The 15,857-nt window shown below is 71.4% G+C and carries 15 protein-coding genes; 5 read left to right on the forward strand and 10 right to left on the reverse strand.

Annotated features, from left to right (window positions below; genetic code table 11):
* Position 1 precedes the first annotated feature (1 nt).
* Positions 2–484: a CarD family transcriptional regulator gene (locus ASE15_RS00910; protein WP_030144079.1), complete on the reverse strand. Its 483-nt coding sequence runs from the start codon at positions 482–484 to the stop codon at positions 2–4.
* A 379-nt stretch (positions 485–863) separates the two neighbouring features.
* On the opposite strand from ASE15_RS00910, the gene ASE15_RS00915 reads away from it, so the two are divergent.
* The gene (locus tag ASE15_RS00915) at positions 864–1,349 is read left to right on the forward strand and encodes a hypothetical protein (RefSeq protein ID WP_139107879.1); all 486 of its coding nucleotides are present in this window, start codon (positions 864–866) and stop codon (positions 1,347–1,349) included.
* A 229-nt stretch (positions 1,350–1,578) separates the two neighbouring features.
* Positions 1,579–2,106 carry a septum formation family protein gene (locus tag ASE15_RS00920; protein WP_056760587.1) on the forward strand — a complete coding sequence of 176 codons (528 nt, stop codon included), beginning with the start codon at positions 1,579–1,581 and terminating at the stop codon, positions 2,104–2,106.
* Positions 2,107–2,184: 78 nt separating this feature from the next.
* On the opposite strand, the gene pstB is transcribed toward ASE15_RS00920, so the two are convergent.
* The 4 genes from pstB to pstS all read right to left on the reverse strand — a co-directional run bounded on the left by pstB (position 2,185) and on the right by pstS (position 6,323).
* Positions 2,185–2,964 (reverse strand): phosphate ABC transporter ATP-binding protein PstB, encoded by a 780-nt coding sequence (pstB, locus tag ASE15_RS00925; protein ID WP_056645242.1) that lies wholly within the window; start codon positions 2,962–2,964, stop codon positions 2,185–2,187.
* A 65-nt stretch (positions 2,965–3,029) separates the two neighbouring features.
* Complete coding sequence (pstA, locus tag ASE15_RS00930) at positions 3,030–4,118, reverse strand: phosphate ABC transporter permease PstA (RefSeq protein WP_056645240.1); 1,089 nt, start codon at positions 4,116–4,118, stop codon at positions 3,030–3,032.
* Positions 4,118–5,101, reverse strand: coding sequence for a phosphate ABC transporter permease subunit PstC (pstC, locus tag ASE15_RS00935; RefSeq protein WP_056645239.1), 984 nt, complete (start codon positions 5,099–5,101; stop codon positions 4,118–4,120). Before pstC ends, pstA begins: the two co-directional genes overlap by 1 nt.
* Positions 5,102–5,234: 133 nt before the next feature.
* A complete protein-coding gene (gene pstS, locus ASE15_RS00940) occupies positions 5,235–6,323 on the reverse strand; it encodes a phosphate ABC transporter substrate-binding protein PstS (RefSeq protein WP_056761374.1) in 1,089 nt (362 codons plus the stop codon).
* 372 nt (positions 6,324–6,695) lie between these two features.
* Here pstS and ASE15_RS00945 point away from each other — a divergent pair, with 372 nt between their 5' ends.
* Complete coding sequence (locus ASE15_RS00945) at positions 6,696–8,699, forward strand: BCCT family transporter (RefSeq protein ID WP_369800528.1); 2,004 nt, start codon at positions 6,696–6,698, stop codon at positions 8,697–8,699.
* A gap of 151 nt (positions 8,700–8,850) precedes the next feature.
* On the opposite strand, the gene ASE15_RS00950 is transcribed toward ASE15_RS00945, so the two are convergent.
* Together ASE15_RS00950 and ASE15_RS00955 are read right to left on the reverse strand one after the other, a co-directional pair.
* On the reverse strand, positions 8,851–9,555 hold the full coding sequence (locus ASE15_RS00950; protein ID WP_056760590.1) for a response regulator transcription factor: 705 nt from the start codon (positions 9,553–9,555) through the stop codon (positions 8,851–8,853).
* Positions 9,552–10,934 carry a cell wall metabolism sensor histidine kinase WalK gene (locus ASE15_RS00955; protein WP_082618074.1) on the reverse strand — a complete coding sequence of 461 codons (1,383 nt, stop codon included), beginning with the start codon at positions 10,932–10,934 and terminating at the stop codon, positions 9,552–9,554. The genes ASE15_RS00950 and ASE15_RS00955 overlap by 4 nt, the downstream gene beginning before the upstream one ends.
* Positions 10,935–11,113: 179 nt before the next feature.
* Here ASE15_RS00955 and phoU point away from each other — a divergent pair, with 179 nt between their 5' ends.
* Positions 11,114–11,782: a phosphate signaling complex protein PhoU gene (gene phoU, locus ASE15_RS00960; protein WP_056645233.1), complete on the forward strand. Its 669-nt coding sequence runs from the start codon at positions 11,114–11,116 to the stop codon at positions 11,780–11,782.
* 176 nt (positions 11,783–11,958) lie between these two features.
* Here phoU and ASE15_RS00965 read toward each other — a convergent pair whose 3' ends face one another.
* Positions 11,959–12,696 carry a phosphoglyceromutase gene (locus ASE15_RS00965; RefSeq protein ID WP_056646553.1) on the reverse strand — a complete coding sequence of 246 codons (738 nt, stop codon included), beginning with the start codon at positions 12,694–12,696 and terminating at the stop codon, positions 11,959–11,961.
* 124 nt (positions 12,697–12,820) lie between these two features.
* On the opposite strand from ASE15_RS00965, the gene ASE15_RS00970 reads away from it, so the two are divergent.
* Positions 12,821–13,258, forward strand: coding sequence for a nitroreductase family deazaflavin-dependent oxidoreductase (locus ASE15_RS00970; RefSeq protein WP_056760595.1), 438 nt, complete (start codon positions 12,821–12,823; stop codon positions 13,256–13,258).
* Positions 13,259–13,367: 109 nt separating this feature from the next.
* On the opposite strand, the gene mshA is transcribed toward ASE15_RS00970, so the two are convergent.
* Together mshA and ASE15_RS00980 are read right to left on the reverse strand one after the other, a co-directional pair.
* Complete coding sequence (gene mshA / locus ASE15_RS00975; RefSeq protein WP_056646551.1) at positions 13,368–14,603, reverse strand: D-inositol-3-phosphate glycosyltransferase; 1,236 nt, start codon at positions 14,601–14,603, stop codon at positions 13,368–13,370.
* A gap of 29 nt (positions 14,604–14,632) precedes the next feature.
* Positions 14,633–15,787, reverse strand: a complete 1,155-nt coding sequence (locus ASE15_RS00980; protein WP_056760598.1) for a beta-propeller fold lactonase family protein — start codon at positions 15,785–15,787, stop codon at positions 14,633–14,635.
* Positions 15,788–15,857: the final 70 nt, after the last annotated feature.

Genomic DNA, 15,857 nt, shown 5'->3' on the forward strand with positions numbered 1-15,857 from the left:
CTCAGGAAGCCAGGACCTCGTCGAGGATGGCCTCGGCCTTGTCCTCCTCGGTGTGCTCGGCCAGGGCAAGCTCCGAGACCAGGATCTGTCGAGCCTTCGCGAGCATGCGCTTCTCCCCGGCCGAGAGGCCGCGGTCTGCGTCACGACGCGACAGGTCGCGGACGACCTCTGCCACCTTGATCACGTCGCCCGAGGCCAGCTTCTCGAGGTTGGCCTTGTAGCGGCGCGACCAGTTGGTCGGCTCTTCCGTGTATGGTGCGCGAAGAACCTCGAAGACCTTGTCGAGACCTTCCTGGCCGACGACGTCGCGGACGCCCACCAGGTCGACGTTGTCCGCCGGGACCTCGATCGTCAGATCGCCCTGAGCCACCTTCAGCTTCAGGTAGATCTTGTCCTCCCCGCGGATGGTGCGGGTCTTGATCTCTTCGATCTTTGCGGCACCGTGATGTGGGTAGACAACGGTCTCGCCTACTGTGAACGTCATCTGCAGATGTCCCCTTTCGCGGAGGTCGATCTTACCACGGGGGCCCCTGCGATTCCGAGCCCTCGCCTCGCTCGCGGCCCGCGAGAGCCCCGTGATTCCGCTGCTCACGCCCGCCGCACCCTGGCGATCGATGCCGTTCACGAGCGGTTCACGCTCCCGTGAGCCCGTGGGGCGCACGTCTCCGCAGCGCGGGAGACGCCCGAGGCCACCCCCTACGCAGCGACCGGGCGGCCGCAGGCATGCCCCCTCGTACCGTCCCCCGCGCTGCCCGAGCAGTGCATCCGCCGGAGCGACTAGGCTGTGGTCATGTGCGCCCGGGCGCCGAGCACCGGCCCCACCCGTCGCACACCGAGACTGCCCGCAGCACATTGGAGCGCACGTGACCAGCACCCCGTCCCGCTTGACCACGCCTCGGCGATCGCTCGTGCTCGCGATCCCCGCGATCGTGGCGGGCGTCCTCGCCGTGTCGGCCTGCTCGCCCATCACGACGGACATCGCCTACTCGCCGTCCGACGGCGTCCGCATCAACCTCACCGACGAGGTGCGCGGGCTCAACCTGCTCATCATCTCGGCCGCCGAGGGCGAGCCCGGCACGCTGCTGGGCGGCATGGCCAACGACTCCGACGAGCCCGTCGAGATCACGGTCGCACCTGAGGGGACCGACCCGATCGACGTGCCCCTCGAGGCCGGCGAGACGGTCTACCTGAGCGTCGACAACGGCTTCGAGGCGCAGTTCGGCAACATCGACGTGCCGCCGGGCGGCACCATCTCGGTGACCCTGACGTCGAGCACGGGCGAGACCCAGACCGCCGAGGTCCCGGTCCTGAACGGCCTCCTGCCGGAGTACGAGGACTACCTGCCCTGATCCGCGGCTGACGGCCCGGCCCCCGCAACGACGGAAAGGTCGGTGCCCGTCCCCCGCGCGACGAGCGGTGCACGACGGCGAGGCGCCCCCAGGAGGGGTGCCTCGCCGTCGTGCTTCCCTCCTGGGACGGACCGGAGAAATCACCCTGACGCGTGTCGGCGGCTCCCGATAGCATCCCGCCATCGGGATCGGCCGTCGTGGCCTCCCCCCTCGTAGAAACGGCACGCCCGTGGCTCTTGCCCGCCTCCGCCCCGCCCGCTCCCTCGCGGTCGGCGCAGTCCTCCTCACGTCGGCTCTCCTCGTCTCCGGCTGCAGCGCGATCCTCGGCCCGCAAGAGGCCCAGCGCGACGAGCCGAACGGCGAGGTCACCGCGGCCTCCGACGCCGACGTGTTCTCGCTCCAGATCGGCGACTGCATCAACCAGGCGGAGTCCGACGCCGAGACCGAGGAGTTCGCGTCCCTGCCCGTCGTACCGTGCGCCGAGCCCCACAACGGCGAGGTCTATGCAGAGCTCGAGCTCGAGGACGGCGACTTCCCCGGAGCCACCACGGTCGAGGACCAGGCCATGGAGCACTGCCACGGGCAGTTCGAGGCATTCGTCGGGCTGAGCTACGACGAGTCCACGCTCATCTTCTGGCCCATGTTCCCCAGCGAGCAGAGCTGGGAGCTCGAGGACGATCGCGTGATCCAGTGCTTCGTCGGCCCCGAGTCCGTGACGGAGACCGTCACGGGCACGCTCGCGGGTGCGGCGGTCTAGCGCTCCCGGCCCACCCAGGGCGTCGACGTCGAGGGCGGTCCGGCGACCGGCCACCCTCGACGTCGGCACACCGCGAGGTCACCCGAAGCGGCCCGAGATGTAGTCCTCGGTCGCCTGCACCGACGGCGAGGAGAACATCGTCGCCGTGTCGCCCATCTCGACGAGCTTGCCCGGCTTGCCCGTGCCCGCGATGTTGAAGAACGCCGTGCGGTCGCTCACGCGGGCAGCCTGCTGCATGTTGTGCGTGACGATCACGATCGTGTAGTCGTCCTTGAGCTCGGACATGAGGTCCTCGATCGCGAGCGTCGAGATCGGGTCGAGCGCCGAGCACGGCTCGTCCATGAGGAGCACCTGCGGGCGCACCGCGATCGCACGGGCGATGCACAGGCGCTGCTGCTGGCCGCCGGACAGCCCGGAGCCCGGGCGGTCGAGACGGTCCTTGACCTCGTTCCAGAGGTTCGCGCCCTGCAACGAGGACTCGACCAGGTCGTTCGCGTCCGACTTGGAGATGCGCTTGTTGTTGAGCTTGACCCCCGCCAGGACGTTCTCCTTGATCGACATCGTCGGGAACGGGTTGGGGCGCTGGAAGACCATCCCGACCTGGCGGCGGACCGCGACCGGGTCGACGTCGGGCGCGTAGAGGTCCTGGCCGTCCATGACGGCCTTGCCCTCGACGTGCGCTCCCGGGATGACCTCGTGCATGCGGTTCAGCGTCCGCAGGAACGTCGACTTCCCGCAGCCCGAGGGGCCGATCAGGGCCGTGACCGAGCGCGGCTCGATCGCCATGGTCACGCCCTCCACGGCGAGGAAGTCCCCGTAGTAGACGTTGAGGTCCGAGACGTCGATTCGCTTGGACATGATGTGCTTCCTTCCGGTGGCCGGTCGCGCGAGGTGCGCGGTCCGGCTCGACTGCTGGGCTCGGCTCAGCGAGCGGTCTTGGGCGAGAACAGGCGGCTGATGAGGCGCGCGATCAGGTTGAGCAGCATGACGATCAGGATCAGGGTCAGGGCCGCGGCCCAGGCCCGGTCGATCCCCACGCCGCCCTGCTCGTACTGGCGGTAGGCGAAGACCGGGAGGGTCGCCATGCGACCGTCGAAGAGGTCCCAGTTGACCTGCGTGATGAGACCGACCGTGAGGAGCAGGGGGGCCGTCTCCCCGATGACCCGGGCGATCGAGAGCATGACGCCCGTGACGATGCCCGCGATCGAGGTCCGCAGGACGACCTTGACGATCGTGAGCCACTTGGGCACGCCCAGCGCGAGCGAGGCCTCGCGCAGCTCGTTGGGGACCAGGCGCAGCATCTCCTCGACCGACCGGATGACGACCGGGGTCATGAGGAGCGACAGCGCGACCGCGCCCATGATCCCCGCGCGGTACGCGGGACCGAAGATCAGCGTGAAGAGCGAGAACGCGAACAGACCCGCGACGATCGAGGGGATGCCCGTCATGACGTCCACGAGGAACGTGATCCAGCGGGCCAGGGCGCCGCGCCCGTACTCGACCAGGTAGATCGCCGTGAGCAGGCCGATCGGGACCGAGATGACCGTCGCCGCGCCCGTGATGAGGAGCGTGCCGACGATCGCGTGCCAGATCCCGCCGCTCGTCATGTCGCCGTAGACGCCGACCATGTCGGTCGACAGGAACGTCGCCCCGAAGAGCTTCGCGCCGCGCGTGACCACGATCCACAGGAGCGAGACGAGCGGGATCAGCGCGAGCAGGAACGCGAAGGTCACGAGCGTGGTCGCGAGGCGGTCGGTGGCCCAGCGGGCGCCCTCGACGACGCGCGAGGTGATCGTGAGGCCCAGGGCGTAGAGCACGGCGCCCAGACCCAGGACGCCCGCGATCGTGGGGGTGCCCGTGATCGCGAGGATGCCGAGAGCGACGAGCACGCCGCCCGCGGCGAAGGCCCACGGCGCCCAGCGCGGCAGACGCTTCTGCGTCGCGACGAGCTGGAGGGTGCCCGAGCCGTCGGGGACGCCGGGCGTGGCGGGGGTGAGGTCGGTGACCGTCATCAGTTCGCTCCCGAGAATTCCTTGCGGCGCGCGATGATCCAGCGCGCGATCATGTTGACGACGAACGTGATGACGAACAGCGCGAGGCCCGTCGCGATGAGGGTGCTCACCGCGAGGCCGCTCGCCTCAGGGAACTTCGAGGCGATGTTCGCGGCGATCGTCTGCTGCTGTCCCGGCTTGAGGAGGAACAGCGAGTAGAGGAACCCGGGCGAGATGACCATGAGCACGGCCATGGTCTCGCCGAGCGCGCGGCCGAGGCCCAGCATCGAGGCGCTGATCACGCCCGAGCGACCGAACGGCAGGACCGCCATGCGGACCATCTCCCAGCGCGTCGCCCCGAGGGCCAGGGAGGCCTCCTCGTGGAGCACCGGGGTCTGGAGGAACACCTCGCGCGAGACCGCCGTGATGATCGGCAGGATCATGACCGCGAGGACGATCGAGGCCGACATGATGTTCTTGGCCGGGGCCTGGTAGCCGGCGAACAGCGGGATGAAGCCCAGGGTCCCGCTCAGCCACGTGAAGAACGGGTTGAGGATCGGGAGCAGCCACAGGGCGCCCCACAGGCCGTACACGACGCTCGGGATGGCCGCGAGGAGGTCGATCAGGTAGCCGAGCCCCTGCGCCAGGCGCCGGGGCGCGTAGTGCGAGATGAAGAGCGCGATGCCCACCGAGACCGGGACCGCGATCGCGAGCGCGAGGATCGAGGCGAGCAGCGTCCCGAACACGAGCGGACCGACGTACGCGAGCAGCGAGTCCGCCTTGAACCAGGAGATCTCCTGGAGCTCCTCGGGGCTGGCCGTCAGCGCGGGCCACGCCTCGATGACGAGGAACACGGCCACCGCGGCGAGGACCACGAGGATGAGGATCCCGGCGCCGGTCGACAGGCCGGCGAAGACCCGGCCGGCCAGGCCGCCCTTGGTCGCGGGGACCTGGGGCTCGGACCCGAGCCCGGCTCGGGTGGAGGGAGGAGAGGTGACGGCCACTGATGCTCCGATGACTGAGGTGCGGCGGTGGTAGGACGACGATCCGGGGGTCACGCGCCCGTGGCGGGCCGCGCCGGGCTGACAGCCTCGACGCGACCCGCCCCTGGGTGTACGACCGTGTGCAGCTCTTCGATCAGCTCTTGACGGTGATCGAGTCGAGCGCTGCCTGGACCTCGGTGCGCAGCGCGCTCGAGATCGGGGCGGAGCCGGCGACGGAGGCCTCGGCAGCGCGCGCCTGGCCCTCCTCGCTGGCGACGTAGGTCAGGTACGCCTTGACGTTCGCGGCGTCCTCGGCCTTGTCGTAGGTGTCGCACGCGATCGAGTAGGAGATGAGGACCAGCGGGTAGGCGCCGGCCTCGGTCGTGGTGCGGTCGATCTCGACGACGAGGCGCTTGTCGGTCGCGTCCGCTGCACGCGGCGAGGCGTCGACGACCTTGGCCGCGGCCTCGGGCGAGAACGGCACGTACTCCTCGCCGACCTTGATCGCGACCGTGCCCAGGTCACCGGCACGCGAGGCGTCGGCGTACCCGATGGCGCCCTCGGCACCCGTGACGGTGTCGACGACACCCTGCGTGCCCTGGCCCGACTGACCGCCGGACAGAGGCCAGTCGCCGCTGGCCTCGTGCGGCCACGCACCGTTCGAGGCGGCCGCGAGGTACTCGGTGAAGTTCTCCGTGGTGCCGGACTCGTCGGAACGGTTCACGGGGATGATCGCGGTCGCGGGGAGCTCGACGCCCTCGTTCTCCGCGGCGATCGCCGGGTCGTTCCAGGTGGTGATCTCGCGGTTGAAGATCTTCGCGAGCGTCTCGGCCGAGAGCTGGAGGTGCTCGGTGTCGACACCGGGCAGGTTGTAGATCACGGCGATGGGGCTGATGTAGAGCGGGACCTCGATCGCCTCGCCGCCGAAGCAGCGGTCGGTCGCGGTCGCGAGCTCGTCCTCCTTGAGGGCGGCGTCGGAACCGGCGAACTGCGTCGCGCCGGACAGGAACTGCTCGCGGCCTCCGCCGGAGCCGACCGCGTCGTAGCTGACGGTCACACCGGGGGCGATGTCGCCGAAGCCGGCGATCCAGCCGGCCACGGCCTTCTCCTGGGACGAGGCGCCGGCACCGGCGAGCGTGCCCGTGAGGTCCTCGGTCGAGCCGCTCGCTGCGCCATCAGTGGTGGCGTCGCCACCGGAGTCGGTGCTGTTCGAGCCGCACGCTGCCAACGTCAACGCGAGCATGCCGACGGCTGCTGCGGAACCTGCGCGGGTGAATCGGCTGAGCTTCACTCTCTTCTTCCATCCTGTTCAACGCGGGGGCGGCACCAGCGAGCGCCGGTGACAACAACGACGCTAAGCAGGCCGGGTGACGCGCTCCGGTTGTCCGGGTGAACGACAGATGAACAGTGCACAGACTCTTGCGGCCTGTGGATAAACCCCCGCGCCAGGGGCTTCCACGGCCCCTCCCGGGAGCCAGCGGTTGCCTCATCCCGGCAGGTCGGGAACGCTGGCAGGAACAGGTCGTCGAGCAGACCGAGCCGGCACCTGCACGTCGTCGGCCCCTCGCTCACGGGCATCGCACGACCCGCACGGACGAACGTCAGGAGACCTCGCGTGAGCGACGACGGCACGAGCGATCACCCCGGCAGCGGCGCGAGCGAGGACGAGACCGCGCCGCGGTCGACCGACGTACCCGCGTCGTCCTCGACGCCGGACGTCCCCCTCGGAGCGGGCGAGACCGCGCCGGCGGGCGACAGCGCCTCCTCCCCCGCTCCCGCCCCGGCGTCGGGCACGGAGGCCGGAGCAGACAACGTCACCGCGGCCGTGGCCGTCGAGGTCCCCGTGCCGCCCGGGCGCATGTACCCCCGCGTCTTCTACCCCGCCGCGGGGCTCATCCTGCTGTTCGTCCTGCTCGCGATGGTCTTCACCGACGGGACGACCGCTGTCCTGAGCACGCTCCAGGCCGACGTCATCGGAGCGTTCGGCTGGTACTACGTGCTGATCGTGGCCGGGTTCGTCATCTTCGCGCTGTGGATGGGCCTGAGCCGCTTCGGCGACATCGTGCTCGGCAAGGACGACGAGACCCCGCTGTTCCGGCTGCCCGTGTGGTTCGCGATGCTGTTCGCGACCGGTATGGGGATCGGGCTCGTGTACTGGGGAGCGGCCGAGCCGCTGACGCACTACGCGTCGCCCAAGCCCGGCGTCACGGGCGACCCGGCGGCACTCGCGCAGGCCGCGATGGGACAGAGCTACCTCCACTGGGGCGTGCACGCCTGGGCGATCTACGTCGTCGCGGGCCTCGCGCTCGCCTACGCGATCCACCGCAAGGGGCGCCCCGTCTCGATCCGGTGGGCCCTCGAACCCTTGCTCGGCGACCGGGTCAAGGGCCGCCTGGGCGACGTGGTCGACGTCGTCGCGGTGCTGGGCACGGTGTTCGGTGTCGCGACCTCGCTGGGCTTCGGTGTGCTGCAGATCGGGGCCGGGCTCGGCTTCCTGAACGTCGCCGAGCCGGGCCTGGCGCTCCAGATCGGCCTCATCATCGGGATCACAGCCGTCGCGACCCTCTCGGTCGCCTCGGGCCTGGGGCGCGGCATGAAGTGGCTCTCCAACGGGAACATGGTCCTGGCCGGCGTCCTCGCCCTCACGGTCCTCGTCGTCGGACCCACGCTGTTCCTCCTGCGCGACTACGTGCAGTCCATGGGGTACTACCTCCAGAACGTCATCCGCCTGACGTTCGACACGACGGCCTTCCAGGGCGACGCCGGGCTCGAGTGGCAGTCGTCGTGGACCATCTTCTACTGGGGCTGGTGGATCTCGTGGGCCCCGTTCGTGGGCGTCTTCATCGCGCGCATCTCGCGCGGGCGCACCATCCGCGAGTTCGTCATGGGAACGCTCCTGGTCCCCACGCTCGTGACGTTCCTGTGGTTCTCGATCTTCGGCGGCTCGGCGCTCTACCGGCAGATCTTCGGCGACGGCGGTCTCATAGGCGCCGACGGGAGCGTCGACACCGACACCGTGCTGTTCCAGCTCCTGGGCGACCTGCCGGGCGGCCCGGTCCTCACGGTGCTTGCGATCGTGCTCATCGGGGTGTTCTTCGTGACGTCGGCCGACTCGGGCTCGTTCGTCGTCGGGATGCTGACCTCGGGTGGCGACCCGCACCCCGCGGTCTGGAACCGCATCCTGTGGGCCGTGCTGTCCGGCCTCCTCGCGATGGCACTCCTGATCTCGGGTGGTCTCACCGCTCTGCAGACGGCTGCGATCCTCATCGCCCTGCCGTTCTCGGTCGTCATGATCGGGATGGCTCTGTCGACCGTGATCGCGCTGCGCGAGGAGCACAGCGCGATCCTGCGCGCCGAACGGGCCCAGGCCCGCCTGGTCCTCACCCAGCACGTCACGCGCCGCGTGACCGAGACCATCTCCGAGCAGTGGGACGAGCTCTACGGCAGCGACGTCCCTGGGCCGCCGAGGCCCGCCGACGAGCAGCGGACGCCCGAGCGCCGCGGCCCCCTGCGCGGGCGGCCGCGGCGCAGGGCGGACCGTGAGGGGCCGAGCGGGCCCGCCGGCCCGAGCGGCACTGGGTCGAGAGGCACCGAGCCGGGCGGGACGGGCGGTCCCTGAGGTCGGGCGCCACCGTCCCCGGCACTGTCGGCACTGCCAGCACTGCCGGGCCCAGTCGGGCACAGCAGTCCAACCAGCACCTCCGGGCACAGCAGTCCGACCAGCACCTCCGGGCCGCCGGAACCGCAGCGACACCCGCAGCGGGCCGGTCCTACGACTCGCCGTCGGCCACCTTGTAGCCGAGCCCGCGGACCGTGAGCAGGTAGCGCGGGGTCGCGGGGTCCGGCTCGATCTTCGAGCGGATGCGCTTGACGTGCACGTCGAGGGTCTTGGTGTCCCCCACGTAGTCGGCCCCCCACACACGGTCGATGAGCTGCCCGCGCGTCAGGACGCGGCCCGCGTTGCGCAGCAGCAGCTCGAGCAGGTCGAACTCCTTGAGCGGGAACGAGACGAGCTCCCCGTGCACCGAGACGGTGTGCCGCTCGACGTCCATCTTGACCGGACCGACCTCGAGCGCGCCGTCGTCCTCGGGCTCGCCCGCGGCGGCCTCCGAGCCGCCCTGGCGCCGCAGCACGGCGCGCACGCGCGCGAGGAGCTCGCGGAACGAGTAGGGCTTGGTCACGTAGTCGTCGGCCCCGAGCTCGAGCCCCACGACCTTGTCGATCTCGGAGTCCTTGGCCGTGAGCATGATGACGGGCACGTTGCCGCGCTGGCGCAGCTCGCGACACACCTCGGTGCCGCTCAGGCCGGGGAGCATGAGGTCGAGCAGCACGAGGTCCGCGCCGCCCGCGTCGTAGGCGGCGAGGGCCTCGGGCCCCGTGGCCGCCTCGACGACGTCGAAGCCCTCACGGGCCAGCTGGTAGGTCAGAGGGTCGCGGTACGACTCCTCGTCCTCGACGACCAGGATGCGCGTCACGCACCCACCTCCTTGGTTCTGGGGGACGTGCCGGGGTAGGGATCGGTCTGTGGGTCGCCCGCCCCGGAGGGGGCGGCGACGTCGGTCGGGGCCTGGCCCTCGGGTCCGGGGGTGCTCTCGGTGCCGTCGACGCTCCGCGCGCCTCCGGCGCCTTCAGGGCGGCCAGTGCCCTCGGTGCTCTCGGTGCCGTCAGCGCCGGCAGTGCCTTCAGTGCCGTCGCCCCCCGACGACGCGGCCTCCACCGCGGTCGGGTCCGCCGCGGGGATGCGCAGGGTGAACGTCGAACCGCGGCCGGGCTCGGACCACATGGTCACCTCGCCGCCGTGGTCCGCCGCGATGTGCTTGACGATGCTCAGGCCCAGACCCGTGCCGCCCGTGTCGCGCGAGCGCGCGGGGTCGACCCGGTAGAAGCGCTCGAACACGCGCTGCTGCTCGCCCTCGGAGATCCCGATGCCCTGGTCGACGACCGCGATCTCGACGAGGTCTCCCACGACGCTCACGCCGACCCCGACCCGCGTGTTCTCGCCCGAGTAGGCGACCGCGTTGTCGAGCAGGTTGCGGACCGCGGTCACGAGCAGCGCGTGGTCGCCGTAGACGACCGCGTCGAGGTCTCCGCCGACCGTCAGGACGATGCCCTTGCCCTGGGCGTTGGTGCGCGCCCGGTCGACGGACTCCTCGACCACGCCGCGCACGGGCACGGTCGTGACGGCCTGGAGCGCGCCGGCGACCTGGAGGCGCGAGAGCTCGATGATCTCCTGGACCAGCGCGGACAGGCGCGTGGCCTCCTGCTGCATGCGCCCCGTGAAGCGGCGGACCGCGACCGGGTCGTCCGCCGCGTCCTGGACGGTCTCGGCGAGCAGCGCGAGCGCGCCCACCGGCGTCTTGAGCTCGTGCGAGACGTTGACGACGAAGTCGCGGCGGATCGCGTCGATGCGCCGCGCCTCGGTCCGGTCCTCCGCGAGCACGAGGATGTGGTGCGGTCCGACCTGCGCGACCCGGACCTGGAGCATGACCATGCCGCGACCGACGGGGCCACGCGGGAGCTCGAGCTCCTCGTCGCGGATCACGCCGTCGCGCTGGACCTCGGCGATCATGTCGAGGATCGCGGCGTGCACGACCGCGTCGCCCCGCACCACGCCCAGGGCGTAGGCGGGCGGGCTGGCCCGCACGACCTCGCCCTCGCTGTCGAGGACCACGGCGGCCGAGCGCAGCACCGCGAGCACGCGCACGAGCCCTTCGTCGAGCTCGGGGGCCTCGCCGTCGGGCATGCGGTGCGTGCTGCGCTCGCTGAACCGGAACGCGAGCGTCGCGAACACGCCGACGAGCAGCCCGATGACCCCGGCGACGAGCAGCCCGACGCCCTCCTGGATTCCTTCCACGGCTCCAGCGTACGGTCGGAGACGGCCGCGCCCGACCGTTCCTGGCCGTTCCTGGACGGTTCGGTCACCGCGCGTCCAAGAGTTCACCTGGCGGCGTCCTGTCGTTCACCTGACCGTTCACCTCCCCGTTCACCTGGCCTGACATGGTGGGGGTTGCTGGTCACCATGAAAGGGATGCGATGCGGGAAATCTTCGAGGCCGAGCTCAAGCAGGTCGGTGACGACCTTGCCGAGATGAGTCGCTTGGTCGAGTCTGCCATCAGTCGGGCGGGGACGGCGCTGCTCACTGCAGACCTCCAGCTCGCACAGTCCGTGATCGCGTCCGACCACGCGATCGACGCGCTCGAGCGCGAGCTCGACGAGCGCTGCGTCCTGCTGCTCGCGCAGCAGCAGCCGGTCGCGACCGACCTGCGTGTCGTCGTGAGCGCGCTGCGCATGAGCGCCACGCTCGAGCGCATGGGCGACCTCGCGCGTCACGTCGCCCAGGTCGCGCGCGGCCGTTACCCGGCGCACGCGATCCACCCCCTGCTGGAGGGGACGTTCGCCCAGATGCACGACGCCGCGACCCGGGTCGCGCGCCGCACCACGACGCTCCTGACGACGCGCGACCTGACGGTCGCGGCGAACGTCGAGCGCGACGACGACCTGCTCGACCACCTGCACCAGGACACGTTCGCGGCGATCCTGGGCCCGGACTGGACGGGCACCCCGCAGGAGACGGTCGACGTGACTCTCGTGGGCCGGTACTACGAGCGGTTCGGCGACCACGGCGTCTCGATCGCCAAGCGCGTGACGTTCCTCGTCACGGGCGACTTCGCGGACGACCGCGGGCAGGCCGCGCGCGCCTAGCCGTCCCCCGGGTCCCTCCCGCTGCCGACCACGTGCTCGGCAGCGAGGGGCCGGCGACGCCTCTCCCGGCGCCGAGCACCAGGACGCACGTCTCCCCCGCACCATGAACGCCCGACGGCGCCGCTCCCCTCGCGAGGGGAGCGGCGCCGTCGGGCGTTCGCGTCAGTGCGTCGAGGTCAGCGACCCTGGTTCGCGACCGCGGCCACCGCGGCTGCCGCGGCGTCCGGGTCCAGGTACGTGCCACCCTTGACGATCGGCTTGAAGTTCTCGTCGAGCTCGTAGACGACCGGGATGCCCGTGGGGATGTTCAGGCCCGCGATGTCCTCGTCCGAGATGTCGTCGAGGTACTTCTCGATCGCGCGGATCGAGTTGCCGTGAGCGGCGACCAGGACGGTCTTGCCGGCCTTGAGGTCGGGGATGATGTCCGACTCCCAGTAGGGCATCTCACGCTCGAGGACGTCCTTGAGGCACTCGGTGAGGACCTCGGGCTCGCCCGCGTAGCGCGGGTCGGCGTCCTGCGAGAACTCCGAGCCCTTCTCGATCGCGGGCGGCGGCACGTCGTAGGAACGACGCCACAGCATGAACTGCTCCTCGCCGAACTCCTCGAGCGTCTGCTTCTTGTCCTTGCCCTGGAGCGCACCGTAGTGGCGCTCGTTGAGGCGCCACGAGCGCTTCACGGGGATCCAGTGACGGTCGGCGGCGTCCAGGGCGAGGTTCGCCGTGGTGATCGCGCGACGCAGGAGCGAGGTGTGGACGACGTCGGGCAGGATGCCGGCCTCCTTGAGGAGCTCGCCTCCGCGCTTCGCCTCCTCGACGCCCTTCTCCGAGAGTGCGACGTCCACCCAGCCGGTGAACAGGTTCTTGGCATTCCATTCGCTCTCGCCGTGGCGGAGCAGCACGAGGGTGTAGGTCATGGTGACCATCATCCCGTACCGCAGCGGCCGTGGCAGCGCTGTCCCGGGAAATGGTCACCGAACATCTACGGAACGGGAATCACCTGCTCGGGAATGGTGACGCGCGCCACGCGTTGCACTCGGTATGCCGATCACCGGAGAGTACGCACCGAGCCCCAACGACCGCGCGCGCAAGCAGACCGAGCTCTACGAGAGCTCGGGCGGGACCAAGGGCACGACCATGAACGGGATGCCCGTCGTCATCCTGTGGACCCTGGGCGCCAAGAGCGGGAAGATCCGCAAGACCCCGCTCATGCGCGTCGAGCACGACGGTGACTACGCCGTCGTGGCCTCGCTCGGAGGAGCGCCCCAGCACCCCGTCTGGTACCACAACGTCGTGGCGGACCCGCACGTCGAGCTCCAGGACGGCCCCGAGCGCCACGACTACACGGCGCGCGAGGTCACGGGCGAGGAGAAGGCCCTGTGGTGGAAGCGCGCGGTCGAGGCGTACCCGCCGTACGCGGACTACCAGGAGCGCACCGACCGCGAGATCCCGGTCTTCGTGCTCGAACGCCGGGGCTGACCGGAGCGGTCGTCGGGGGCGCCCGGCCGAGCAGGGGGCCCCCCGACGGGAGCGGCCCGGCGACGGCGTCAGAGGGCCGGGCCGTCGCCCCCGCTGACGGGTTCCCCCGTCAGCGCGGTCGCGCGGCCCGCACCTCGGCCGCCTGCGCGTACACCGACAGCATGGCCTCGGCCGTCGCGTCCCAGCCGTAGCGCTCGCTCACGCGCCGGGCGCCGGTCGCGAGCTCGGCGCGGCGAGCGTCGTCGGCGAGGAGGTCGCTCAGCGTGCGCGACCACGTCCACGGGTTGTGGTCGGGGACCAGGATCCCCGACACGCCGTCCTCGACGACCGTCCGCAGCCCGCCCACGGCCGCGGCGACCACGGGCGTGCCCGATGCCTGCGCCTCGGCCGCGACCAGCCCGAACGACTCGTTGTGCGAGGGCACCGCGACGACGTCCGCGGCCCGGTAGTAGCGCACGAGCTCCTCGCGGGGCACGGGCGGGCGCACGATCACGTGGTCGGCGACCCCCATCTGGAAGGCCAGCGCCTCGAGCTCGCGCACGGCCGTCAGGCGACCGCTCGCGCCGCCCAGGACCACGAGGGTCGGCAACGGTTCGTCGTGGTCCGCGAGGACGCCGAGCGCCCGGACCAGGACGTCGGGCGCCTTGAGCGGCTGGACGCGACCCGCGAAGAGCACGAGCCGACCGGCTGTCGGGAGCCCCAGGGCCGCCCGCAGCGCCTCCTTGGTCTCCCCCGGCGCGGGGGGCGAGAACAGGTCCAGGTCCACACCCGGCGGCACGACGTGCACCTTCGCGGGGTCGGCCCCGTACTCCTCGACGAGGTCCTTGAACTCTTCGGGCGTGCTCGCCACGAGCGCGTCGGCCTCCGCGACGACCTGCTCCTCGCCGATGATCCGGCCGAGCGGCTCAGGGGCGTCGCCCGGCGCGAGCGCGGCGTTCTTCACGCGGGCCATGGTGTGCATCGAGTTCACGAGCGGCACGTCCCAGCGGTCCGCAGCGAGCCAGCCCGCCTGCCCCGAGAGCCAGTAGTGCGTGTGCACCACGTCGTACCACCCCGCGTCCCGTCGTGCCTCGGCTCGCAGGACCCCGGCCGTGAAGGCGCAGAGCTGGCCGGGCAGGTCGTTCTTGTCGAGCCCCTCGAACGGACCGGCCACGACGTGGCGCACCAGGACGCCGTCCTCGGCCTCGACCACGGGAGGCTGGGCCGACGACGTCGCGCGCGTGAAGATCTCGACCTTCGCGCCGCGCCGCGCCAGCGCCCGCGACAGCTCGGTGATGTACACGTTCATGCCACCCGCGTCGCCCGTGCCGGGCTGGTCGAGCGGGGAGGTGTGCACCGAGAGCATCGCGATGCGCGGCGAGTCCTTCACGACGCTCAGGCCTCCACGACGCAGGCGGGGACGGGGATCGCGAGCTCGTCGACGAGCGTGCCCGCACCGTCCGCCCGGTCGATCCGCACGACCGTGAGGTTGGACGAGTTCTGGTTCGCCACGACCACCAGGTCGGCCTCGGGGGTCCCGTCGGCCGCAGGAGCCAGCACCGCGAAGTGCCGCGGCCATGCCCCGCCCAACGGGGTGTCGGCGAGGTGCTCGAGGACCGGACCTGCGGCGTCGGGCCCCAGGGCGTCGCGCGAGACCGCGAACGTCGAGAGCACGTCCGCCCCGCGGATCGCGACGAACAGGCGCGAGCCGTCCGCGCTCAGCGCGACGTGCGACGGGTAGCTGCGGCCACCCTCAGGCAGCGGGGCCGCGGTCGCGGGGACCGAGCCGGCGACCTCGAACGAGCCGTCCACGGCCGGGACCAGGACGTACACCCGCGCGTCGAGCTCGGTCGCGACGAACAGGGCAGCAGGAGCACCGTCGACACCGGCGGCGCCGGGCAGGACCGCGAAGTGGCGCGGGCCCGCACCGCCCGGGAACGTGGCGACGACGCGCGCGGGCACGCCGCCCTCCACCTGGGCGCGCAGGTCGTCGACCGTGCGCGGGTAGCTGCGCAGCTCGTCCGTCCCCAGGTCCACCACGACCGGGTCCCCCGCGACGGCCCCGACGAAGTGGGCGTGCGGCCCCTCCTGGCGGTCGGCGTCGGGTCCCGTGCCCTGGTGACCGAGCCGCAGCGCCTCGGTCGGGGCACCCTCGACGTCGAGCGGCAGCACCGCGAACGTGCCGTCGCCGTAGTTGGTGACCCACAGGGCTCCGTCGACCGCCACGACGTGGCACGGGTAGGAGCCGCCGCTGGGCACGCTGCCCAACGGTTCGAGCCCGCCGTCCGCCGTGAGGGCGAACCCGCTCACGGCACCGTGCTCGGTCTCCGTGACCGCGTACAGCCGGGTACCGGCCGGGTCGAGCGCGAGGAACGACGGCGACGGCGTGACCGCGACCAGTGCAGGCTCGCCCAGCTCACCCGTCGCGGCATCGACCTCGAGACGCCAGATCCCCTCGCCGCTCCCCGCGTCCGCCCCGTCCGGGTACGTGCCGAGCCACAGGGTCCGAGAGGTCGCGGCAGCCACGGGCGCCGACGAGGTAGAAGTCATGCACAGAGCCTAGTAGCACCCGGACATGCGTCAGGGGCGCCCTGACCAGGCCTCCGCACTGCGGAGAACC

The organism is Oerskovia sp. Root22, assembly GCF_001429135.1.
GTDB lineage: Bacteria > Actinomycetota > Actinomycetes > Actinomycetales > Cellulomonadaceae > Oerskovia > Oerskovia enterophila.